This window comes from Banduia mediterranea (assembly GCF_031846245.1).
Taxonomy (GTDB): Bacteria; Pseudomonadota; Gammaproteobacteria; order Nevskiales; family Nevskiaceae; genus Banduia; species Banduia mediterranea.
This window is the reverse complement of the sequence record NZ_JAVRIC010000023.1, coordinates 16183-39155: the sequence shown is the minus strand read 5'-3', so window position 1 is coordinate 39155 and position 22973 is coordinate 16183. Positions and strand designations below refer to the sequence as shown.

Sequence of the window (22973 nt, the reverse complement as noted above, 5' to 3'; positions counted from 1 at the left end):
AGCGCGCCGTGGACTTCGAGATCTACACCTACGGCGGCGGCGAGTTCCTGCGGCTGGTGTTCAACGGCGTCGCGGCATTGCTGGCCAGCGACGACTTCATCGGCGCGATCAAGACCGCACTGCTGATCGGCCTGCTGGCGCTGCTCACGCAGAGCGCATTCAAGGGCACGCTGCTGAACTGGCCGTCGTTCTTCATCTCGCTGATGGCCTACTTTGTGATGCTGGTGCCCAGGGCCGATGTCATCGTCGTCGACCGCATCGACGAAACGCAGACGGCGGTTGTGGAGAACGTGCCGATCGGCATCGCGTTTCCCGCAAGCCTGACGAACCATGTCGGCGACTGGCTGACCCGCGCTTTCGACAGCCTCTATTCGCTGCCCGACGACCTGACCTACACGCGCACCGGCATGCTGTTCGGCAACCGTCTGCTGGAAGCCGCTCGCCGCTTCGAAATCACCGACGAGCGAACGAACATGAACATGTCCGAGTTCTGGCGGCAGTGCGTGTTCTACGACATCCTCTACGGCAAGTACGACATGGGGATCCTGGCCGCGCAGCAGGACCTGTGGGGCTACATCCAGGCCAACACCTCGCCGGTGCGGGCGTTCTCGTACCGATACGCGGACGGCCACACGGACGTGCTGGTCTGCCAGGCCGCCGCGCAAAGCGGCGGCGCGCTCGATGCGGACCTGGACGCAGCGGTCACGCAGGCCCGGCAGTTCTACGGCCGCACGTTCTCCCCCTACAGCGATGATACCAGTGCAATCGCGCTGTTCTCGTCGGCGTTCGAGACCTCGGTGCAGTGGCTGACGACCGTTTCGGACACCGCACAGAACCTCGTGCGGCAGGCTGCGCTCACCAACTCGCTGCGGCGCGGCATGGCCAACTGGGCCGCCTCGGTCGACGCCTCCGCCGCGATGCAGGACTACGCGCTGGCCAAGGCCGAGGCGGAACGGCGAACGACGTTCCAGACCATGGGCGACCTGGCCGCGCGCGTGCTGCCGATCATCCGCAACCTGTTCGAGGCCTTCATCTACGCGGTGTTCCCGATCGTGATGCTGGCCATGATGCTGCCGGTCGCTGCCAAGGTGGCCGCCGCCTATGCCAAGGCGCTGATCTGGATCGTGCTGTGGTCGCCGCTGTACTCGATCCTGCACGGCGCGATGACGTACTACTCCCGCTACTACGGCGAAAGCCTCGGCCAGCTACCGGACGGCACCATCGCCTACTCGCTCGGCAACGTTTCCGCGCTCGGCGCGCTGATGGCCGATCACGCCGCGCTCGCCGGTTACCTCTCGCTGTCGATCCCGATGATCGCCTGGCTGTTCGTGTCGCTGAGCGGCGCCGTCATGGCCACGCTCGCACAGCGCGTCATGTCCAGCTACGAAGCGCCCATCGGCAAGGGTGCTGCGGAAGCCACCAGCGGCAATATGGCACTGGGCAACGTCTCGTTCGACAACACCTCGATGTGGCAGAACAACCGCGCGCCCTCCGAAGCCTTTGGCTCGATCAGGGAAACCGGGCCTGACGGCTGGACGCGGACGATTACTCCGGGCGGCACCTACTCGACGCAGCCGCTCTCGAACCTCGCCATCGGCGTCGACATCCAGTCCAGCATCGGCTCCGCGCTGCGCACGCAGGTTGCCAAGGAAATCCAGAGCGCTCAGGTTGAGATGGCGAGCTTCGCCGAGAACAGCTCCGCGACACTGGAGCGCATGAACGCGATCAACCATCAGATGCAGACTACCCGCGGCTACAGCGAGAACCAGGAGCACGCGGACACCGCCAGCCTGCAGAAGAGCCTGGATTCGGTCAACGCCATCACGGACCGGTTCGCACAGGACCACGGACTGAGCCGGGAGCAGGCGTCGAAGGTGCTGGGCGCGGCCTGGCTCAGCGCCTCGACTCCGGGCATCGTCGATCTGGTCAGCCCCGTGGACCTGCAGGCACAGCTTCGAATCGACGGCCACAGCAGTGCCAAATTCGCCGAAACCTTCAAGGCCGCCGTCGACTACGCCCGCGACATGCGCTACGGCGAGCGCTATCAGCAGGCGGTCGAGGCCGGTACGCGCCTCACCGCAACCGACAACGACCAACTCTCCAATGCGGAACAATCCGGCCTGCGAGCCGCCATCGGCGACACGAGCCTGGCCCAACACTCAGCCAGCGCCTCACTCCAACAGGCCGAGCGCTATCAGAACGCGATCGAGCGCGTCGAAAGCCGCGACGCCGAAGTCTCGATGCGGCTCAACGACGACTTCCTGCACTACGTCGAGAACGAATACCAGATGCCTCGCTATGCCGTCGAAGGCTTGCTCACCTCGGCGAACCTTGGCGACCCGGCCGCCCAGGCGTCGCTGCGCCTGTATCTGCAGGACTACGCCGAGACTCATGCCGCCAGGCTGGCCGAGGTGCTAGCGGCACCATCCGCCAGCGTGGCTATAGCCAACGGTGATACCACCATCGGGCGCATGCGAACGGAAAATTCAGCCCGTGCCGCCAGAGCGGGTCAGGAAGCACTGGGAGAAACTGCCGCCGGAGCAGGCGTCTCGGAGCAAGCCATCGAAGACCAACGGCGCCACCTGGAGGAACGAATCGAAAGCGACCGCGCGCTGGCGAATGCCGGTGTCGAACAGGGCGGCACCCTCGTCCGGCAGGACGGCGACGAACGTCGCGAACAGGTCGATCGGGAAACCGACTCGCCAGCGCTCCTCGGCCAGGCACTCGATGGCGCGGGCAGAGTCCTGCCGAAGACGGATCGGTTCAGCAACTTGCTTCCTGATTCCAAACCGAAAGACCGCAGGCCCTGAATTAGAGGGTTTGTTATGCCTAATCGCCCCAGTGCGCTGGACTCAAGGGATCGGCCGCATTCGCCATCATTTCGCGTTCCGTCCTTCGACAACGCGCCAACCCGTTCCTTTGTGGTTCGCGCCGCGTACGCCGGTGCGTTCTTAAAACATAGCCCAGCCCCACCACACCACCAACGCCAAGCCCGGCCACCGGAGAGAAGCTAGCCACTGTCACGACAAGAAGTATGAGGGCGAGCAGATCGCAAACTCTGGTCAGTCTTGGAAGCGCCATGTTGAGCACCCGTGTGCCAGCTCTTAGATAAGCTAGCTCCGTCGGACCTGCCCTTCAAGTGAAATCGTCCGACAGTCAGCTTCCACCCCGGAAGCGGACAAGCCGCCACCGACAGTGCCATCTCCGCCGGGGGCGGGACTTCCACCTGACGGAGGCGAACACAGCGGTTCTCTACCCCATCGGATGCAACGAAGTTCATCAGCCTACATTCCGCAGATTGCCACCACCAAATCTGCACCACACTGGTGTATAGTGATGCAAGTCACATCACTCGTCAGGCACCCGCACCATGGCAGTCACAACGAGACATCACTCTCCAACAAAGGAAGGTACCCGCGCCTCCGTGACTTTTCCGGCCGATCTTTACGCTGAGCTGGAGCGCATCGCTGAGGGGAAAAAGGTGTCCGTCGCCTGGGTCGTCCGGGATGCCGTGGAGAAATATATAGAGGCGCAGTACCCATTGTTCCGCCGCCAGCCGTGAATACGGCCGCGCAGCACGCAAAGAGGATAACAACCTACCTCCAGTCGACACACAGGAAAGTGACTCAGTGAGCGCAAAACTCCAAGCCGTCTTGCAGAAGATTAGCCGCCTGCAGGCGGGAGGCACGCCTCGGGTGCTTGATCTCTTCGCCGGCTGTGGCGGAATCTCGCTCGGGTTCTTAGCCGCGGGCTTCGCTATCAGAGGCTCCGTTGAGTTCGACCCGGAAGCCGCGGCGTCGCATGGCCGCAACTTCCATTTCGGTGATCCAGTTCATTCCTCGGCCCGTGACATAACGAAAACCAGTCCGGATCAGCTGGCAGCCGAGCTGCAGGTTGGACCTACTGCAGAAGCCTTCGACGTGCTCGTCGGAGGGCCGCCCTGCCAAGCCTTCGCCCGCGTCGGCCGTCCCAAGTTGCGCGAAGTGGACAAACACGCCGAGGCGTTCAGACACGACCGACGTGCTCAGCTCTACATCGACTATCTGCGCTATGTCGAAGCCTTCGCGCCGCTCGCTGTGCTGGTCGAGAACGTGCCCGACGTGTTGAACCATGGCGGCCAGAACATTGCCGAAGAAATCGCTGAGACCCTGGAGAGCAAAGGATACGTCTGCGGCTACACGCTGATGAACGCCGCGTTCTATGGCGTACCGCAGATGCGCGAACGGATGATCCTGATTGCGTACCGGCGCGAGATCGCCGAAGTGGTCACGTTTCCCGAGCCGACGCATTTCATCGACCTGCCGCTTGGCTACCAAGGCACGCGTTCGGTGGCGCTCAAGCTCCTCGACAGCGAAATCGCCAACAACGCGCACCATTACAAGCATGCGCCTAAAGCAAGCCATTCGCTGCCGCCCGCCATCACGGCAGGAGACGCGCTCGGCGATCTGCCGGCCATCGACGCACGCCAACTGCTAAAGAGTGGCGCGCTGCGTCGCGGCGCGCGGCGCTTCGACGATCCCATACCCTATAGGAGGGAACCGCACACGGCCTACGCCAAGCTGATGCGGACGTGGCAGGGCTTTGAAGCGCCGGTGGCGCTGACCGATCATGTCATTCGCTATCTGCCACGCGACTATCCGCTATTCGCACGAATGAACCCCGGTGATCAGTACCCGCAGGCCTACGAGCACGCGATGAAAATGTTCGAGGAACACTTGGCGCTGCTCGCAAAACAGGGCATGAAGGTCATGCCCGGCTCGCAACAGTACGAAGAGATAAAAGCATCGATCGTGCCGCCCTACGACGTAGGCAAGTTCCCGAATAAGTGGCGCAAGATGTGGCACGACCAGCCGGCGCGCACGCTGATGGCGCACCTCGGCAAGGACAGCTACAGCCACATTCACTACGACAGCAAGCAGGCTCGCACGATCTCAGTGCGTGAGGCCGCGCGTCTTCACTCGTTCCCGGATGGTTTCGTCTTCTGCGGCACGATGAATCCCGCTTTCCGACAGATTGGCAATGCCGTCCCGCCGCTGCTCGCGAAGGCCATCGCCACGCACATGATGAAGACGCTTAAACAAGCAGAGAGGGAGACGGCGTATGAACCTCGTCGAGCGACAGCAGCAGTTTCTTAAGGAAGCTCAAAAGCACTTCCGGGCAACTAAGGCCACCCGCACCAACAAGCTGTTCGGGGTCTCCAACAGCGCCAAGGTCGTCGAAGGTGGTGTTCAGATCGGCGTAGCCAACCTGAACAGTGCAAACGACGACGCGGAGGCTTTCATCATCGCGACGGTGATGAAGTTCCCGCCGGAGGACGAGGTGTACTTCGCCGTGCTGGTTCGTAAGGACAAGGACAAGTTCTTGGCGCGTCTCGCAGAAATGAAGAGGCTCGGCGCTGCCGCAAAGGCGGGGGCCGGCAGTGAAGAAGGCGAAGACGGCGAGGACGAAGGCAACGAGGCCACCAACCCCTTCAAGTACAGTAACCGTAACAACCTTGTTCCAGTCTACTTGGCTGAAGGCGGGCTGCTGTGGATGCGCAACTCTGGCTTCTGGAACAGTCTGGATTTCGAACGAGCGCCTTTCGGACCCGCTGTTGAACCTGATGAGATCGTTGTCGCCCTTCATCCACCAACCGCGTCTGCGCGGCGCAGTCTGCTGGCGCGCGAGTTCATCGGATGGCTTGGTACCCTGGCCGGTCGCGAGAAGATTCACGAGCTGTCAGTCTGGACCGACACGGCGACGCTCAGCCCTGAGATGCGCCGCATGCCGGCCAGCATCCCAGTTGCGGATATCGAAACTGCGGTGAAAGCCCTGGGTGGCCACTATCCGAATGGAGAGGTGAAGCGCTTCCATGCGGCGCTGAATTTCCTGCCGCACAAGCACTTCGTGATCCTGTCCGGCCTGTCCGGCACCGGCAAAACACAGCTCGCCCTCAAGTACGCCAGGGCCGTGCACGGCCAGACCTCGAACACGGCAGACGATCCTCTGATCTTCGAGTGTCCTGTGCGACCGGAGTGGACCGACCCGACCGGGCTGACCGGCTATTTTGACGTACTGACGAACCGCTACGTCGTGCCAACCTTCCTCGAAGCGGTGCTGGTCGCGACCGCGCACCGCGAGTCACCGGTCTTTGTGATCCTCGATGAAATGAATCTGGCGCGCGTCGAGTATTACCTGTCGGACGTGCTGTCCCGCATGGAGACCGCGGGCCCGCTGCAGCTGCACTCCAACAGCGTACCACTCGAAGGTACGACCGGTGCCAGCATCCGGGCCGAGCTGCCGTTGCCCGCGAACCTGTTCATCATCGGCACGATTAACGTCGATGAAACCACGAACCCGGTCAGCGACAAGGTCCTCGACCGCGCATCGGTGATCGATATGTCCACGATCGATGTGCCGGGCTTCCTGGCCTCGCTCGAAGCCCGATTCCCTGAGCTGAGGGATGCGCGCGCCGCGTCCGAAACAAAGCTGATCGAAATTCACAGCCTGATGCAGCAGTACGAGCTAGGCTTCGGCTACCGGCTCATCGAAGAGTTCGTCCGCTATCACGCCTTTGATGCGGCGCATCTCAAGAGCGCAGCGGCCGATGTCACCGACCAGCTGCTCGTACAGAAGGTGCTGGTGAAACTGCGCGGCGCCGAGCGACAGCGCACGCTGCTGACGAGCCTCGACAAGGCCTGCGAGGGCCTGCCCCGCGCGCAGGCCTTCGTCCGCAGGTTGCTGGGCGATCTCGACGACTTCGGCTCCTTCCAGGCGATGCGGTGACCCGTGACGGCGCTCTACATCCAGGCGGAATGCGGCGGACCGGCATGGCAGGTCTGGCCCACGCCGGATCCGGTGCCGCCCGGCGCCGTGCGGGAAGGGGCGTCCTATCTCTTTGAGCTGCGCGACAGCGACGACGCGCTTGCCGCCGATCTGCTGATCGACGATGCGCCGGTCGAGGCGCTGCGGTCACGTGAGCCCAGCAATGCCCGCTGGCGCTGGCAGCCAGGTTTTCATGCCGGCATGGTCGAAGCCGAGCTGCGCGTGCCGGGCGTCGGGACGCGCCGCTTCGAGGTCACGACCGATCCCGACCTGTGTAAGCTCACGCGCGACGACTTCGACGCGATGGTGCGCGAAATCCTCGAAGACACCTTTGCCCTCTTCTCGCTGAGCGCGTTTCGCAAGGGGATCGCGCGCCAGCCAGGCAACCGCCCGCCGCCACTGGCTCGCCTCGAATTCTTGCGGTCGCGGGCAGACGCCATCGTTGCCGCGGTCGAAGCGATCGCCCACGCGCCGCGGCACTATCTGCGTGCCGAGGACATCACCGTGCCGGTGCACCGCGCCAAACGCGCTACCGGCCCGGAGATCATCAAGTCCTTTCGCTCAGGTGTAATCCGAACCGAGACCGTCACACCGTCGCGCCTGCCAGCGCCCCTGAAGGGCCACCTGCCGGCGCACATCAAGCTGCGACAACGCCGGAACAGCGTGGACATCCCGGAGCACCGTCAGATTAAGGCATGCCTGCGGTCGTGGGCAGCGTGGCTCGGCGGCGTCGCCGAGCTGCTGGCCAAAGCGGGCGCCCCCGAGGACTCCGAGATCATCACCACGGCCGGAAGCTGGGCTGGACGAACCCGTCGTATCGCCCGCCGGCTCAATGATGCTTCAGCGGCCAGCTTCATGACAGACGTCGGCGAAGGACCGGCACTACTGCGCATGTCGTCGCTGTTCCGCAATGACCCGGTCTATCAGCGCTTCTACCGGCTCTGGCAGGACATGAATCTGGGGCTCGCCGCGCTATTCGGCGACTTTCTGCAGATGCCGCTCGCCCGGACCTATGAGTTGTACGAGCTGTGGTGTTTCCTGCGCCTGCTGCGCGCCGCCGTCGAGGAATATGACGCCAGGGGCGTGGACCTGAGCAACCTGTTCCTTGGCGAAGCAGGTGGCAGCGTGACAATCGCGACTGGCGCCATCACCGTCCCAATCGACAGCAACCGAGTCTTGTGCTTCCAGCGACAGTACCGCGAATACTGGGTCGAGGACAGCCGCGAGGGGAGCTACAGCCGGACGATGGTTCCCGATGTCGTGCTGGCGGGCATGGACCTGGGCGGACCGGAGCGGCGCGTGATCGTGCTCGATGCGAAGTACCGCATCAACGATGGTCTCAATGACGCCCTGAATTCGATCCACACCTACCGGGATGCGCTGGTGCAAGAGGTGGCAAGCGGCCGGACCGAAGGCATCGTGACCGCCGCTTATCTGCTGACGCCGCATGTTCCGGCAGGACTGCAGTCCGACTTCAAGGCTACGCCGATACCGGGCCGGCTCTTTCATCCGGAGTACCGCGAGAAGTTCCGCTTCGGCGCGGTGACACTGCGGCCCGGCATGCTGAGCGAAGAGCTGAGATCCTGCCTGCGCACCATCGTGGCAGACGCTGGGGCGGGTGCGTGAATGGCCGACGTGCTCACGCCCGAACAGCGGCAGCTCAATATGAGCCGCATCAAGGGCAAAGACACGAAGCCCGAGATGCTGATCCGTCGCGGCTTGCATGCGCGGGGACTGCGCTACCGGCTGCATAACCGGTCGCTTCCCGGCAGGCCTGATCTGGTCTTCCCGAAGTACAACACCGTCGTATTCATCCACGGCTGCTTTTGGCACGCTCATGGCTGTGCGCTGTCGAAGCTGCCCGCGACGCGACCGGATTTCTGGCGGGCTAAGCTGGCTGCGAACGCTGCGCGCGACCGCAAGGCGGTCGAAGCGCTGCAGACCGACGGCTGGCGTGTACTCGTGATCTGGGAATGCGCGCTCCGCGGGCCTCAGCGTCGCGCGGAAAATGCGGTGCTTGGTCGCGCTGCCACCTTCATTCAAGTTCCAGGCTTGCCGTGGCTAGAAATTGCGCGCCGCAGCCCGATGCAACAATGCACGACAAAACATTGCATATAAGGAATCGGATGTGAAAACAGTGAACATCGATCTGGAAAGCTGCTACGGCATCAAGAAGCTGCAGGTCCAGTTTGACTTCTCCAAAGCCAAGGCCTGTGCCATCTATGCGCCTAACGGCTCTATGAAGTCTTCGCTAGCGCAGACCTTCCAGGATGTTGCAGACGGCGCCGCTTCCAAGGATCGCATCTTCCCGGCGCGGGCGTGCAAACGAGAAATCAAGGACGAGGCCGGCGCTGATCTGCCCAAGGAAAGCGTACTTGTTGTCCGCCCGTATGACGAGGTCCTGGGGCACTCCGCAAAGACATCAACCCTGCTGGTCAACCCCGCACTACGAAAAGAGTACGAAGCTCTCCATGCCGATATCGACGCGGCAAAAGATACCTTACTGAATGCGCTCAAGGAGCAGTCAGGCTCCAAAAAGGACCTCGAAAAGGAGCTGTCGTCCATCTTCACAGCACGTGACGACCAATTCTATGTTGCGCTGAACCGCATCAAGGAGGAAGTTGCCGCGATGTCCGACTCCTCGCTCGCAACAGTCACCTACGACGTGATCTTCGACGACAAGGTGCTTGCCCTGCTCGCCACGGACGAGGCGAAGACTGCCATCCAGGACTACATCAAGAAGTACAACGAACTGTTGGCCGCATCGACCTACTTCAAGAAGGGCACATTCAACTACTACAACGCCACGACGGTCGCAAAACAGCTGGCAGACAATGGCTTCTTTGATGCGAAGCACTCCGTCATCCTGAACGCCGACACTAAACTGGAGGTCACTAGCCAGAAGGAACTCGAAGAACTGATCGCAAAAGAGAAGGATGCGATCTCCAATGATAGGGACCTGAAGAAGAAGTTCGCGAAACTCGACAAGCTTATCCAGAAGAACGTCACGGTCCGCGATTTCGAAGCCTACCTGCAGAACCATGAAGAACTGCTGGTACGACTTGGCAACATACCGGCCTTCAAAGAGGACATCTGGAAATCCTACCTGAAGGCGCGCTTCGAGCCGTTTCAGGACTTGCTGAACAAGTACCAGGCAGCGCAGGCCAGACGCAAAGAGATCGAAGAGCAGGCAGCGAAGGAGCGCACGCAGTGGGAAGAGGTTATCGACATCTTCAACGACCGCTTCTTCGTACCGTTCAAGCTGGAGGCAACTAACCGGCTGTCCGTAATCCTCGGTCAGGACCCGATGCTAAACCTCGGCTTTACATTCGAAGACGGCGGTGATACGGCGTCCGTTGACCGCAACGCACTTATGCAGGCCCTTAGCACGGGTGAAAAGAGGGCCTTCTACGTGCTGAACATCCTCTTCGAAATCGAAGTACGGAAGGAGGCGAAGCAGGAGACGCTCATCATCGTCGATGACATTGCGGATTCGTTCGACTACAAGAACAAGTACGCCATCATTCAGTACCTGATGGACATTGCTGAAGATCCCCATTTCAAGCAGATCATACTCACCCACAACTTTGACTTCTATCGGACTATTCAGAGCCGGTTTGTCCGGTACCCGGATTGCTTCATGGCGTCGAAGACTGCAGCGGGCTTAGTGCTTGAGCGAGCCGCTGGCATTCAGAACGTCTTCGTCAAAGACTGGAAGCCAAACTTCGCTGCTGAGTCGAAGAAAAAGATTTCCTGCATCCCCTTCATGCGCAATCTCATTGAATATACAAAGGATGCAGCCGACCCTGATTTCGTCAAACTGACGTCGCTGCTACACTGGAAGGCTGACTCCGATCAGATCACGATTTCTGACCTGGATGTGATCTTCAACAGGCTGTTCGGCCAAAACGTTGCTTCAACCGACGGCACAAAACCTGTTGCGACTCTCATTGACCATGAGGCCGGCGAATGCCTGAAGGCTGCCGAGGGGATCAACTTCGAGAACAAGATCGTGCTTGCCATGTCGATCCGGCTCACCGCCGAGCGCTTCATGGTCGAGCGCATCAACGATCCGGCCTTCGTCGCGGGCATCGACGCGAACCAGACACCAAAGCTGTTGAAGAAGTTCCGGGAACTGTTCGGCACCGAGCTGAAGACGATCAAGGTCCTGCAGCGTGTGGCCCTCATGACGCCAGAGAATATTCACCTGAACTCTTTCATGTATGAACCGATCCTGGACATGTCTGACGGGCATCTCCGAAGGCTGTACAGAGAGGTGGCGGCGCTGGTCTAGATTCCAGGTCTGAACGGCACCAGGACTGTGCGAGAAATCGGGGCAGATTTTCCATCTGAAGCCGCGGCAAGCCGCTTCGGAAGGGGTAATAGGTAAAGAGCTGTGACGCAAATGGGGCGAATGGCATCGACGTAACAGGAGGAGCCCTAACCCCAAAGGGCCCGAACCGCTGATGGTCGCGGTTCCAAAGAGACAAATGGCTTCCTGGATTGACGACATTTTCGCTACTGATCGCACGGATCGCCTGCCTACGCTCGCCTCTTGGGAAAGGGCAATGGGCAAGCTGCGATGGGCGTTCTCCAGTTGGTTGGATTCAGCCGCCGAGAATCGACCTTGGCCGCTTCGCCACGGTCGCCGTCCACATTCGCGGTTCTCGATCCTGAGGCGTTGCTGGCGCCGCACACCCATCATCTCATCCAGATTCGCCAGCAGGTCGGCGTACCGACCGCCCACTGGACGACGCTCTACGAGCGGCTGCTGCTCGACTTCGCCGCGTTCGTGCAGATGCTGCCAGCCTCCGAGGCTCATCATCACCGAGAGGCCGGTGGCCTGCTCCGACACTGCTTGGATACGACGCTGCGCGCACTGACGATCCGGCGCGGCGTGCTGCTGCCCGCTGGCGCCGGAACCGAGCAACTCGCCGAGAAGCAGGACGTCTGGACTTATGCCACAGCGACCGCAGCACTGCTGCACGACCTGGGGAAACCGGTCGTCGATCAGGCCGTCACCCTGTTCGGAGCGGATGGACGGCCTCTCGGACGCTGGAATCCGCTGGCTGGGCCGATGCCGGCGCCGGCGACCTATGCGGTCGAGTTCATCCGGGGACGACGCTATCGCCTGCACCCTCGCCTGCCACCGATGCTGGTGCAGTTCATCGTGCCATCCGTCGGGCTCGAATGGATCAGCAGCGACCTGGACGTGTTCGAGGCCTGGCTGGCGACCATCTCCGGGGGCGACTCCGAGCTGGCCGGCGAATTGGGCCGGATTGTGCGGCAGGCGGACGGCGCGAGCGTTTCCGGTGACCTCGCTTCGAGCGTATCCGCCGCACCGGCAACTCGGCAGGGTCCGCGGCCACTGGGCGAGCGCCTGGGGATTGCGCTGCGTCATCTGATCGATGCGCAGTCGCTTCCCCTCAATCGTCCCGGTGCGGCGGGCTGGGTGTTCGACGAGGATCTCTGGCTGGTCAGCAAGCGCGTACTCGATGCCTTGCGGGAGGAGTTGGCGCGCGAGTCCGGCGGCGGCGGTCTGCCCCGCAATGAACGGCTGATGGATGAGCTTCAGCAGTCCGGCATCGTGGCGCCGAACGGCGACCGCGCGATCTGGACTGCAACGATCGAACTCGGCGAGTGGCGGCAACGCCTGACGATGCTGCGCGTTCCATTGGCGCGACTGTGGACCGATCCGGCATCACGTCCACCGGCCGCCGAAGGACGGGCAATCCCGGAGACGGGCATCGCCGTGGAAGGCGAACCCGGCGTGTCGGTAGCCATGCCCGTGCAAGTGGCGTCGGCTACGGACAAGCGGTCACCGGCTTTCACTGAAACCACCGAGGTCGAACTCGGCGACCAAGCGACCGAATCCGTGTGCACCGGTCCGGACCAAGAGATTGCAAGCGGCCCCGCTCCGTTGGAGGACGACTTCCTCCACTGGATCAGCGACGGCGTTCGCAGCGGCCGCCTGAAGGTCAATACCGTCGACGCGCGCGTACACGTCACAGAGGAAGGGCTGCTGCTGGTCAGCCCCGGAATCTTCCGCGACTACGCCGGCGTCGATGGCTGGGCGGCAGCGCAGAAGAAGCTGCAGAAGCTGAAGCGGCATCTGAAGACCCCGGAGGGCACCAACATCTGGACCTACCGGGTGTCCGGCGAGCGCAAGTCAAGTGCGCAACTCAAGGGTCTGCTGTTCCCGAACGCCTCCGCCCTCTTTGGCCTGAGGCTGCCCGAGCCGAATCCGCATCTGGCCCTTGCGAAACCGCTCAACCACACGGAAGCGGCGGCGGACGGGTCATGAGCCAGTATTTCGACAACCGGCTGCGCAGGGCCTTCGAGTTGGTACCTGCAGGAATTCTCGGGGGCGTTTCGCTCATCTTGTGGATGGCGCCAGGGCAGGTCTACCCGATTCAACCGGGAGCCGCGCAGGCGTTCGGAACCGTGTTCGCGGCGCTGGGGCTGGTTCGGGCCTGGCAGGGCTGGCAGATCGTTCGCTACCGGGCCCGCCTGCGGCGGCTGCCGCGCTATGTGCTGGACGGGGAGCGCATCCCGGTCTCGCACCGGCGACTGTTCCTTGGGCGCGGATTCGCCTGGGACCCGCGTCATTCGCAGCGGCTGATCGAAACGCAGGTGCCCGCCGCCAAGCGCTGGCTACGGCCGGAACCCGCGTACCGACTCGCACGACAGTTCGAGGCGCGCTGGGAGCATGTACGTCTGACCCAAGCACTGACCCGGCTCACCGCCGCGGACCGATGGTGGAATCCGCTGCGGCCGGACCCGCCGGTCGGCGGCAATCCCTGCCTGCATGGGGTCGGCGCCGAAGACGAAACCGACGTGTGGATCGACCTCGGCGACCGGGTCGCGCATACGCTGGTGCTCGGCACAACGCGCGTCGGCAAGACGCGGCTGGCCGAGTTGCTGGTCGCACAGGACATCCGCCGCGGCGAGACGGTGATCGTGTTCGATCCCAAGGGCGATCTCGATCTGCTGCGGCGGATGTTCGCGGAGTGCCGGCGCGCGGGGCGACTGGACCACTTCTACCTGTTTCACCTCGGCTTTCCGGAAATCTCGGCGCGCTACAACCCGGTCGGCGAGTTCGGACGCATCACGGAAGTGGCGTCACGGATCGCCTCGCAATTGCCGTCCGAAGGCAATTCGGCGGCCTTTCGGGAATTCGCCTGGCGTTTCACCAATGCCGTGGCGCGGGCGATGGTCGGGCTGGGCCGCAAGCCGGACTACACCAGCATTGCGCGCTACGTGACGCATATCGAGCCGCTACTGGTCGAGTATCACCAGCAGTGGCTGGCGCGCGAGGCGCCACGGGACTGGGCACAGTCGGTCAGGACGATCGCGGAGAACGTCAATGACAAGAACCTGCCGACTGCGCTGCGCGGCCGCGATCCGCGCGCGATCGCGCTGATCCGCTATGCCAAGGAGGACGGGATGTTCGACCCGGTGGCGGACGCGCTGCGTTCAGCCTTCGAGTACGACAAGACCTACTTCGACAAACTGACCGCCTCGCTGCTGCCGCTGCTGGAGAAGCTCACGAGCGGCGCAAGCGGCAGCCTGCTGACGCCCGACTACGGGGATGCGGCTGACCGGCGCCCGACCCTCGACTGGATGCGCGTGGTGCGCGAGAACGCCGTCGTCTACGTGGGGCTGGATGCGCTGTCCGATCACGAAGTCGCTTCGGCGGTCGGCAACAGCATGTTCGCGGACTTCACCTCGGTGGCCGGCTCGCTCTACAAGTTCGGGGATACGCGTGGCCTGCCGGCCGTGCCGGGCCATGTGCGGCCGAGAATCTCAGTCCATGCCGACGAGTTCAACGAACTGGTCGGCGACGAGTTCATCCCCCTGCTGAACAAGGCCGGCGGTGCGGGCGTGCAGGTGACGGCGTATACGCAGACGGCGTCCGACATCGAGGCGGGCATCGGCGACCGCGCCAAGGCGGGACAGGTCTCCGGCAACCTCAACACCCTGATCATGCTCCGGGTCAAGAACGAGGAAACGGCGGAATTCCTGACCTCACAACTGCCGCCGGTACGCGTGTTCACCAAGATCGCAGCGACGCGCGTGACCGACGACAACGATCCGGAATCGCCCACCGACTTCATCAGCCAGAACGAGGACCGGCTGGCCGAACAGGAGGCGGAGATGCTACGGCCTGCCGATCTGGTGCAGCTGCCAAAAGGCCAGGCCTTCGCACTGCTCGATGGCGGCAAGTTGTACAAGCTGAGGCTGCCGCTTGCAGGGGCCGATCCCTTGCTGCCGCAATCGATGGACGAGATCGCTCGCTGGGCGCATCAGCGGTACGGCACCGGTGTTCGCCCGTAGGCATCGCGTCGGCGGCCTGCTTTGGCTGGTCAAGTGGGCTGTGATCGTGCTGGTCGCTACGCTTGTGGCGGACTGTCTCTACGTCATGTGGCCGTACCCGGGTGAAGCGCGCGGCGTCCCAGCATTCGAAGCAATGATCGACGATGAGTGGCAGTCTTCCGTCGGCTTCGCCGGCGAGCGGCTGCCTCCCCTCGCCTACGCCATCCATGACGGGCTCTATGCCGCGTTCTTCGAATGGACCGGATTGGATTACTTGGTCGAAGGCGCCAGCGACGCCAGTACATCGCGGAGACCACGCGCGCTGATGGCGCGACTCGTTCTCGCAGCCGATACACTGCTGAGGACTTCTGCTGCCGGCCTGCAACTGTTCAGCCTGCGGCTCGGTGTGCTGGCCTTGAGCGCGCCGTTCATCGGGTTGGTCGTGATCGGCGCCGCCGCTGATGGTCTCGTGACTTGGTACTGGCGCCGGACCGGCGCCGGACGGGAGTCCGGTTTCGTCTTCCATCGGGCGAAGCGCGCGATTGCTGTGGCAGCGCTGGCCCTGTGTTTCGCCTATCTGGTTCCGCCCGTAGCGATGGATGGCCGCATCGCGATTGCCGGCTTCGCCGTGGTGGCGGCCATCGCCCTTCGGCTGGCCGTGGGGCACTTCAAGAAATACATCTGACGCTCGACCAAACCAAGCCCGCCGCTCAGCGAATCGCTGACTTGCCAGCCTCGGGTTTATCAGCGCCCGCATCTGGGGCAGAAAGTGCCTCGATGGAGGGAATCAGCGCACCGACTTCAACACCCAGCCCCCTTGCGATCTGGATGAGCTTCAGAATCCCGACGTCGCGCTCGCCACGCTCCAATGCGCTGTAATAGGCGCGGTCGATGCCACAGCTGTAGGCGAATGCATCCTGTGACGAGAAGCCCTGGGCAAACCGTACCTCCCGCAAACGCTGGCCGATCAGCCTGAGTTCCGGCGGCTTGTCCTTGCGTCGCTTCGTCGCGGACTTCTCCGCCCTGGACCTGGTGATTTTCTGAGGCATCCCCGGACGTTAGGGCGCACAGACCCATGCAACCACGGGCGGATTAGCGACGGGCGGAGTTGCCCATAAGGAAACGGGCATTTAGATTGCGGATCGAAATGGACGGTCAGCAGAACAGGCGGGCGAGCCATGACGCATTCCCCAGTCATTCCGACGGATGATTTGGAGCGCCTGCGCGCGGAAAACCAGAAGCTCCGCGCGGCGGCGGATCATTTCGAGAACCTTTGGCGACGGCTCAACGGTCTGGTCGACCGCTCCCCGCTCATCGCCTGGATCAAGAACGCCGCCGGCGAGTACTGCTACGTCAGCGAACGGCTCTGCGGACTGCTGGGCCGTCCGGCGGACGAGTTGCTTTGGCGGACGGACTTCGAGGTCCTGCCGACCCATACTGCCCTGCAGGCGCACAAGGCGGAAGCCGCGGCGATGAAAGGTACCGAACCGGTGGAATCGATCGAGACCTTCGTGTCGGCCGATGGTGCCACCAGCCGATGGCGGGTGATTCGCTTCGCCATCGTCGGGGTCCAGGACGAGATGCTCGTCGGCGCCATCGCGATTCTGCTCTCGAATCTGGCGTAGGCCTGACCGAAAAGTCCATCCGGACGACCGGACCGGCGGCGGCGCCACTGGCAATGGTTTTGCGTGGCGCAGTCCAGTGGCACGTGGCGCTTGACCGGCGCAGGGAGGCATCGAATGCCGAACCTGACCAGGGACTTCTGGACATTTGAGCAGCTGGCCGACCGATGGGGAATGGACCATCAGGATGTCCAGCAGCTCGTACTCACCCGGCGCCTGCCCCAGTCCTTCCTGCTGATGGGGCCGGCCCGCCTCGTCCAGGGCGCCCCGGCGCACGCCCACCATCCCCTCACGGCGGTCGGACCCGCGCACACCAGCCTCCTGGCCGGCGGCACCCTGCGTCTCAATGGGTTGTTGACCTGGCCCCTGACGCACGTCGAGCGCGTTTACGAATTCGTCGTCGGCGGACATGACATGCCCGATTCGCTCCGCGAACTGTGCGAGCGGGAGCGCGCGTCTCCCGCGAACTGGCTGATCGAGTTCGAGGCCGCGAGCACGAGGACGGTCGGCCAGGACCTGATGGAGATCGCAAGCGCGGCATTCTGCAACTCGGCCTTCGTGTCGACCGACGCCCTGGCGGTCTTCGAGCAGTCGCAGGGACTGATCCCTCAGCCTGAAGAGCAGCAATCGCGCGCCCGCCAGGCCAGAGACAGCCGCAAGCAGCGCTGCCGGGTGGTCGCCCAGATCCTGTGGGAGAGAGAGACCCGACCGCGACCGTTCCCGATCTGTACCGAAGCGACTGGATGCAGCGGATCGCCTGCGAAAGCAAGCCGCCCACCGAGAAGACGCTCCGGGAGTGGATCAAGGATCTTAATCCTAACCGGGCACCGGGACGGCGTCCGGGCTGACACGCCGCCGATATCGCCTGAGCGCGGAAGCGCTCGAATGCCCCCCCCGCTGCGACGTCTGACTCGCGCCGCCTCGGGTCTCGGGCGTCTACCGCCAAATGTTAGCCCGATGTTATCCCGACCCAAACAAAAGGGCCTGCATCTCTGCAAGCCCTTGATTTCTTGGTGGAGCGGAGGAGGATCGAACTCCCGACCTTCGCATTGCGAACGCGACGCTCTCCCAGCTGAGCTACCGCCCCACACGAGGGCGCGTAGTGTAGCGACGTCCGTTGTCAAACTCCAGCTGTAGCGTCATACGCACGCAAGCTGTTCCTGGCATACGATCAGGCTTTGAAACAGGACCTTCCGATGCGCACATCTTTCTGCTGCCTTAGCGTTGTGCTGTTGGCGATCTGCGGCACCGCATCTGCCGCGAGGCCGGCACATCCGCTGGCCAGCAGCCGCACCGGCGAGCTGATCCTTCAGTTCCGCGACCCAGCGCAGTCCACCGCGCCCTTGAAGCGGCTCGGACTCAGCGCCACGCGCAGCCTGATGAACGGTCGGGCAGCCGTCGTCACCGTGCCGACATTCATGACCGCCGACCAGGCGATCCGCACGCTGCGTGACGATCCCGCCATCGTGTCTGCGGAACCCAATGCCCTGCGCTATATCCGCATCAATCCGAACGATCCGCTGTTCGATCGCCAATGGGGCTTCCTCAATACCGGCCAGGGTAATTTCGTCTCTGGCGGACCACCCGGAACGGTCGATGGCGACCTCAACATGCTGGCGGCCTGGGACCTGGATGGCGACGGCAGTTTCCGCCGTACCGGAGACCCTTCGGTGATCGTGGCGATCATCGACGACGCCTTCGACCTCGATCACCCCGACCTCGCGGCCAATTTCATCGCCGGCCGCGATGCCGCCAATAACGACAGCAATCCGCGCCCGGACGATGACGCCGACGACCAGTTTCACGGCACTTACGTCAGCGGCAGTCTCGGCGCGATCGGCAACAATGGCATCGGCGTCGCGGGTGCGGTCTGGTCGGTGAGCCTGATGCCGTTGAAGGTGGGAAAGCGGGTCACCGAAGACGGTGTAACGGCAACGCAACTCGACAGCGCGGCGATCCTGACGGCGATGCAGTACGCCCTGGATCACGGTGCGCAGATCGTCAATGCCAGCTATGGCGGCCCGACCGCGACCAGTGCCGAACGCAATCTGTTGAAGCAACTCGGCGACGCCGGGGTGTTGTTTGTCACGTCCGCCGGCAATACCGACGCTAACATTGATCGATCCGTGATCAATTTTCCGGCGAACTACGACGAGCCCAATATCCTGACCGTGGCGGCGACCAACCGTCAGGACGGGATCGCCAGCTTCAGCGAGTACGGCCCCACCACCGTCGACGTGGCCGCACCAGGCCTGCAAATCGTGACCACGCAGCCCGGCGGAGACTACGCCGACGGCGCCAATTGCGGCAACGCAGGCGGGAACTGCGGCGTTTCCGGCACTTCGTTTTCCTCGCCGTATGCGGCCGGCATCGCGACGCTGATCAAGTCCGAATATCCGGCCGCGAGCTACCCGGAAATCAAGGCGCGCCTGATCGCCAGTGGCGAAGCCGGTGACGGCGCCGGTCTGCGGACCTCGGCCGGCCGCATCGACGCGGCCGCCGCGCTGGACGTCAACGCGCAACCGGTGTTGGTGGTCCGTTCCGTGGTCATCGACAGTGCGGGCAACGGCGCGCTTGATCCCGGAGAGACCGCGCGCATCGATGTCACGCTGGAAAACCTCTGGCAGACCGCAGTCGCGGTCACGGCGCGCTTCGACACCGACGATCTGACGGTGCTCGGCCGCACACAGTCCATCGGCACACTGGCGCAGAACGAAACCGCAACCGTGAGTTTCGATGTCATCGTGCCCAGCGGCGTCTCCGGCCACCGTTATGTCAGCGGACAGTTCTCGCTACAGGCGAATGCGGGCCTTTATTCGGTTCAACGCGGCTTTATCAATGAAATCAGCGCACTGCCCCTATCCGAAACGATACAGACCGCGTTCGCCGGACGAGACGCCGATCTCTACGATGACTTTCATGCTTGGCATGTGGATGTCACCGACGTGCCCAGCGGCACCGTCTCGCTGGTGATCAGTACCGCCACAGAGCAGGACATCGATCTGCTGGTGAAGTACGAGGCTCCGCCGCAGTACCTGATTTCCCTGGGCATCAATCCCGAAGAGGACCCCGGCTTCTTCTGCACCAGCAGCAGCACCGCTGATTGCGACGATCCGGACACCTATATCAGCGGTGAGGCCGACGGCAACGAAAAAGTGGTGATCGACAACCCGCAGGTCGGCACGTACCACATCGTGGTGGTCAACTTCGCGCAGACCGATGTGCCGCTGGACTATCGAATCTCGACCGATCTGATCGCGACATCGGGCGTGGATGAAGCCATCGAACCCGACAGCGACGATGGCGGCAGCCTCGGTTTGGCAAGCCTGCTGCCGCTGCTGGCTGCTACGGCATGGCGCCGACGCCGCCGATGACAGCGGCACCGCAAGCGCGCAACTGCATCGTCGTACTCAGCAAGGCACCGCAGCCGGGCCGTTGCAAGACGCGGCTCGCGCGCCACATCGGCGACCTGCGAGCCACGTCCGTTCATCGTCAGTTGGTATTGCACAGCCTGCGCTGCGCCACTGCGGTATCTCAAACCCAGGTCGTGCTCGCTTGCACGCCTTCGCCCGCACACGGGTTCTTTTTGCGCTGCCGCCGACAGTTTCCGATCAGGCTCGGCCGACAGGCCCAGGGCGATCTGGGGCGCCGTCTGTGCGCGGCGCTGAACCAGGCGCTGGTTCAGGGGTACCGGCGCGCCGTCGTGATCGGCACCGATTGCGCGGACCTGCGCTGCGGCGATCTCACCACCGCGTTCGAAGCCCTGGAGCACACCGACACCGTGATGCAGCCAGCCGAGGACGGCGGCTATGTGCTGCTGGGCGCGCGCCGGACTCTGCCCAGCCTGCACGGCATCGCCTGGAGTTCCGGACGCGAGGGCCGCCAGACCGCGCAGCGCCTGCGCCAGGGCGGGCTGAGCCTCGTGCAGACCCGAATCAGTTGGGACGTGGACACGCGCGCGGACTGGGTGCGCGCTCGCCAGCAAGCCTTGCTCAGTGGCTATTTCGGCTGATCGTTGCCCTTGTCGGCCACGCGCTTGACGGTATCGAGGAACGGCGTGATCAAGTCCATCGGCAAGGGGAATACGATGGTGCTGTTCTTCTCGCCAGCGATGTCGATCAGGGTCTGCATGTAGCGCAGCTGCAGCGCCTGGGGTTCCTGCGACAGCAACGCGGCGGCTTCGCGCAGCTTCTCGGCCGCCTGCATTTCACCCTCGGCATGAATCACCTTGGCACGGCGCGAACGCTCGGCTTCGGCCTGGCGCGCGATCGCGCGGATCATCGATTCATCAATGTCCACGTGCTTGATCTCGACGTTGGTGACCTTGACGCCCCAGGCATCGGTCGCCTGATCGAGAATCGCCTGAATGTCCTGGTTGAGCTTGTCGCGCTCGGTCAGCATGTCGTCGAGATCGTGCTGGCCCAGCACCGAACGCAGCGTGGTCTGAGCGACCTGGCTGGTGGCGTCGTAGAATTGCTCGACCTGCAGTACGGCGTTGGCGGAGTCGACCACGCGGAAATAGACCACCGCATTGACCTTGACCGAGACGTTGTCGCGCGAAATCACGTCCTGGCTGGGCACGTCCATGACGATGGTGCGCAGATCCACCTTCACCATCTTCTGCACCAGCGGAATGATGATGATCAGGCCCGGTCCCTTGGTGCCGGTGTAGCGGCCCAGCGTGAGCACCACACCGCGTTCGTATTCGTTGAGGATCTTGAACGCGGAGAACAGGATCGCGACGATCAGGATGACTAGGGTTATGACGCTTGGAAACATGCTTGCTCCTCGTTGATCGACGGTGTCAGCCGGGGCTGGACGTTTCGAGCGGTTCGACCGTCAGCGTCAGGCCATGCACGGACACAATACGCGCCTGCGCGCCGCAGACGAGCCCGCGATCCGAATTCAGTTGCCAACGCTCGCCGTTGACCCGGCCCCAACCGCGCCCATTGTCGAACTGCAACACTTCGACGGTATGACCGATCAACAGCGGATCACCGGTCTGCACTGGGGATCGTCGAGCGCGCCACAGCAGGTACAGGGTCAGGACCAGAACGCCAGCGGCGGCCAGCGCCAGCGCGATGATCACGCCGAGATTGACCTGGTAGCCGGGCACGTCCGTATCCATGAGAAACACCGATCCGATCACGAAGGCAGCGATACCGCCGAAACCGAGCACGCCGAAACTCGGCGCCAGCGCCTCGGCCACCATCAGCACCACGCCGAGCAGCAACAGCCCGAGGCCGGCATAGCTTACCGGCAGGATCTGAAAGGCGAACAAGGCCAGCAACAGGCTGATCGCGCCGAGCACACCGGGCACGATGGCGCCTGGATGGTAGCCCTCCAGCAGCAGCCCGTAGATGCCGATCATCATCAGGATGTAGGCCACGGTGGGATTGGTCAGCACGCCCAGAAATTCGAAACGCCAGTCCGGCGCATACGTGCGCACGATCAGCTCGCGACTGTGAATCTGAACCGGTCCGCTCGCGGTTTCGATTTCGCGGCCGTCGATCTTCGCCAGCAGATCGTCGATGTTGTCGGCGATCAGGTCGACCACGCCGCGCTCCAGCGCCGCGCTGGACGACAGGCTCACGCCTTCGCGTACCGCTTCTTCCGCCCAATCCGCATTGCGCCCGCGCTGCTCGGCCAGGCTGCGGATATAGGCCACGGCGTCGTTGACGACTTTCTTTTCCATCGCCGACTTCGGTTTGGCCGGCGCCGCGTCCGCATCGGCAGGTTCGTCGGTTTGCGGCGATTCCTCACCCGGTTTTGCGGGCGCGCCGGCCGGTTGCTCGCCCTCGTCTCCAAAACCGCCGCCCATCGCCGGCACCGGCGTGGCCGCGCCGAGGTTGGTCGCCGGCGCCATCGCGGCGACGTGGCTGGCGTAGAGGATATAGGTGCCGGCGCTGGCGGCACGTGCACCGCCGGGGGCGACATAGCTGACCACCGGCACCGGCGAGGCCAGAATGTTCTTGATGATGTCGCGCATCGCACCGTCGAGCCCGCCCGGTGTGTCGATGCGCAGCAGGATCAGGCTGGCACCGTCTTCGATGGCCTGTGCACTGGCTTTGTCGAAATAGCCGCTGGTGGCCGGGCCGACCGGACCGTCGATCTCGATCAGCGCGGCATGCGCGGGCGGCTGCGCCTGAGCATGGACGCCCGGCGCCAGTACACAGGCGATCAACGCGATGGCTCGAACGAGTCCGGTCATGGTCCGAGTATAGCGCGGGC

General features: G+C 63.3%; 16 protein-coding genes and 1 tRNA gene. 13 read left to right on the top strand and 4 right to left on the bottom strand.

Annotation, left to right across the window (positions count from 1 at the left end; translation table 11 throughout):
* Positions 1-8 precede the first annotated feature (8 nt).
* From RM530_RS14540 to RM530_RS14495, 10 genes are all read left to right on the top strand, one after another.
* Positions 9-2810 carry a conjugal transfer protein TraG N-terminal domain-containing protein gene (locus RM530_RS14540; RefSeq protein ID WP_311365976.1) on the top strand — a complete coding sequence of 934 codons (2802 nt, stop codon included), beginning with the start codon at positions 9-11 and terminating at the stop codon, positions 2808-2810.
* 560 nt (positions 2811-3370) lie between these two features.
* Positions 3371-3562, top strand: a complete 192-nt coding sequence (locus tag RM530_RS14535) for a ribbon-helix-helix domain-containing protein (protein ID WP_311365975.1) — start codon at positions 3371-3373, stop codon at positions 3560-3562.
* 67 nt (positions 3563-3629) lie between these two features.
* Positions 3630-5135 (top strand): DNA cytosine methyltransferase, encoded by a 1506-nt coding sequence (locus tag RM530_RS14530; RefSeq protein WP_311365974.1) that lies wholly within the window; start codon positions 3630-3632, stop codon positions 5133-5135.
* Positions 5101-6765 (top strand): McrB family protein, encoded by a 1665-nt coding sequence (locus RM530_RS14525; RefSeq protein WP_311365973.1) that lies wholly within the window; start codon positions 5101-5103, stop codon positions 6763-6765. Before RM530_RS14530 ends, RM530_RS14525 begins: the two co-directional genes overlap by 35 nt.
* Positions 6766-6768: 3 nt before the next feature.
* Positions 6769-8430: a DUF2357 domain-containing protein gene (locus RM530_RS14520; protein ID WP_311365972.1), complete on the top strand. Its 1662-nt coding sequence runs from the start codon at positions 6769-6771 to the stop codon at positions 8428-8430.
* A complete protein-coding gene (locus RM530_RS14515) occupies positions 8431-8922 on the top strand; it encodes a very short patch repair endonuclease (RefSeq protein ID WP_311365971.1) in 492 nt (163 codons plus the stop codon).
* Between the two features lie 19 nt (positions 8923-8941).
* Positions 8942-11098 carry a hypothetical protein gene (locus RM530_RS14510; RefSeq protein ID WP_311365970.1) on the top strand — a complete coding sequence of 719 codons (2157 nt, stop codon included), beginning with the start codon at positions 8942-8944 and terminating at the stop codon, positions 11096-11098.
* A gap of 333 nt (positions 11099-11431) precedes the next feature.
* Positions 11432-13108: a MobH family relaxase gene (gene mobH, locus RM530_RS14505; protein ID WP_311365969.1), complete on the top strand. Its 1677-nt coding sequence runs from the start codon at positions 11432-11434 to the stop codon at positions 13106-13108.
* Positions 13105-15141, top strand: coding sequence for a type IV conjugative transfer system coupling protein TraD (traD, locus tag RM530_RS14500; protein WP_311365968.1), 2037 nt, complete (start codon positions 13105-13107; stop codon positions 15139-15141). The genes mobH and traD overlap by 4 nt, the downstream gene beginning before the upstream one ends.
* A 133-nt stretch (positions 15142-15274) precedes the next feature.
* Complete coding sequence (locus tag RM530_RS14495) at positions 15275-15805, top strand: IncC plasmid conjugative DNA transfer DtrJ family protein (protein ID WP_311365967.1); 531 nt, start codon at positions 15275-15277, stop codon at positions 15803-15805.
* Positions 15806-15830: 25 nt separating this feature from the next.
* On the opposite strand, the gene RM530_RS14490 is transcribed toward RM530_RS14495, so the two are convergent.
* On the bottom strand, positions 15831-16169 hold the full coding sequence (locus tag RM530_RS14490; protein WP_311365966.1) for a helix-turn-helix domain-containing protein: 339 nt from the start codon (positions 16167-16169) through the stop codon (positions 15831-15833).
* A gap of 129 nt (positions 16170-16298) precedes the next feature.
* Between RM530_RS14490 and RM530_RS14485 the strand changes: the two genes are divergently transcribed.
* A complete protein-coding gene (locus tag RM530_RS14485) occupies positions 16299-16745 on the top strand; it encodes a PAS domain-containing protein (RefSeq protein ID WP_311365965.1) in 447 nt (148 codons plus the stop codon).
* A gap of 1008 nt (positions 16746-17753) precedes the next feature.
* On the opposite strand, the gene RM530_RS14480 is transcribed toward RM530_RS14485, so the two are convergent.
* Positions 17754-17829, bottom strand: a tRNA-Ala gene (locus RM530_RS14480).
* Positions 17830-17938: 109 nt separating this feature from the next.
* Between RM530_RS14480 and RM530_RS14475 the strand changes: the two genes are divergently transcribed.
* On the top strand, positions 17939-20116 hold the full coding sequence (locus RM530_RS14475) for a S8 family serine peptidase (RefSeq protein WP_311365964.1): 2178 nt from the start codon (positions 17939-17941) through the stop codon (positions 20114-20116).
* Positions 20113-20754 carry a TIGR04282 family arsenosugar biosynthesis glycosyltransferase gene (locus tag RM530_RS14470; protein ID WP_311365963.1) on the top strand — a complete coding sequence of 214 codons (642 nt, stop codon included), beginning with the start codon at positions 20113-20115 and terminating at the stop codon, positions 20752-20754. The genes RM530_RS14475 and RM530_RS14470 overlap by 4 nt, the downstream gene beginning before the upstream one ends.
* On the opposite strand, the gene RM530_RS14465 is transcribed toward RM530_RS14470, so the two are convergent.
* The gene (locus RM530_RS14465; protein ID WP_311365962.1) at positions 20742-21521 is read right to left on the bottom strand and encodes a slipin family protein; all 780 of its coding nucleotides are present in this window, start codon (positions 21519-21521) and stop codon (positions 20742-20744) included. The two genes, RM530_RS14470 and RM530_RS14465, sit on opposite strands and share 13 nt — an antisense overlap.
* Positions 21522-21546: 25 nt before the next feature.
* A complete protein-coding gene (locus tag RM530_RS14460; protein WP_311365961.1) occupies positions 21547-22953 on the bottom strand; it encodes an NfeD family protein in 1407 nt (468 codons plus the stop codon).
* Between the last annotated feature and the right edge of the window lie 20 nt (positions 22954-22973).

Coding starts and splice junctions, on each gene's coding strand:
- RM530_RS14535 (WP_311365975.1), top strand. CDS start 3,371: ATGGCAGTCACAACGAGACATCACTCTCCAACAAAGGAAGGTACCCGC.
- RM530_RS14525 (WP_311365973.1), top strand. CDS start 5,101: ATGAACCTCGTCGAGCGACAGCAGCAGTTTCTTAAGGAAGCTCAAAAG.
- RM530_RS14515 (WP_311365971.1), top strand. CDS start 8,431: ATGGCCGACGTGCTCACGCCCGAACAGCGGCAGCTCAATATGAGCCGC.
- traD (WP_311365968.1), top strand. CDS start 13,105: ATGAGCCAGTATTTCGACAACCGGCTGCGCAGGGCCTTCGAGTTGGTA.
- RM530_RS14495 (WP_311365967.1), top strand. CDS start 15,275: ATGATCGACGATGAGTGGCAGTCTTCCGTCGGCTTCGCCGGCGAGCGG.
- RM530_RS14490 (WP_311365966.1), bottom strand. CDS start 16,169: ATGCCTCAGAAAATCACCAGGTCCAGGGCGGAGAAGTCCGCGACGAAG.
- RM530_RS14485 (WP_311365965.1), top strand. CDS start 16,299: ATGACGCATTCCCCAGTCATTCCGACGGATGATTTGGAGCGCCTGCGC.
- RM530_RS14475 (WP_311365964.1), top strand. CDS start 17,939: ATGCGCACATCTTTCTGCTGCCTTAGCGTTGTGCTGTTGGCGATCTGC.
- RM530_RS14470 (WP_311365963.1), top strand. CDS start 20,113: ATGACAGCGGCACCGCAAGCGCGCAACTGCATCGTCGTACTCAGCAAG.
- RM530_RS14465 (WP_311365962.1), bottom strand. CDS start 21,521: ATGTTTCCAAGCGTCATAACCCTAGTCATCCTGATCGTCGCGATCCTG.
- RM530_RS14460 (WP_311365961.1), bottom strand. CDS start 22,953: ATGACCGGACTCGTTCGAGCCATCGCGTTGATCGCCTGTGTACTGGCG.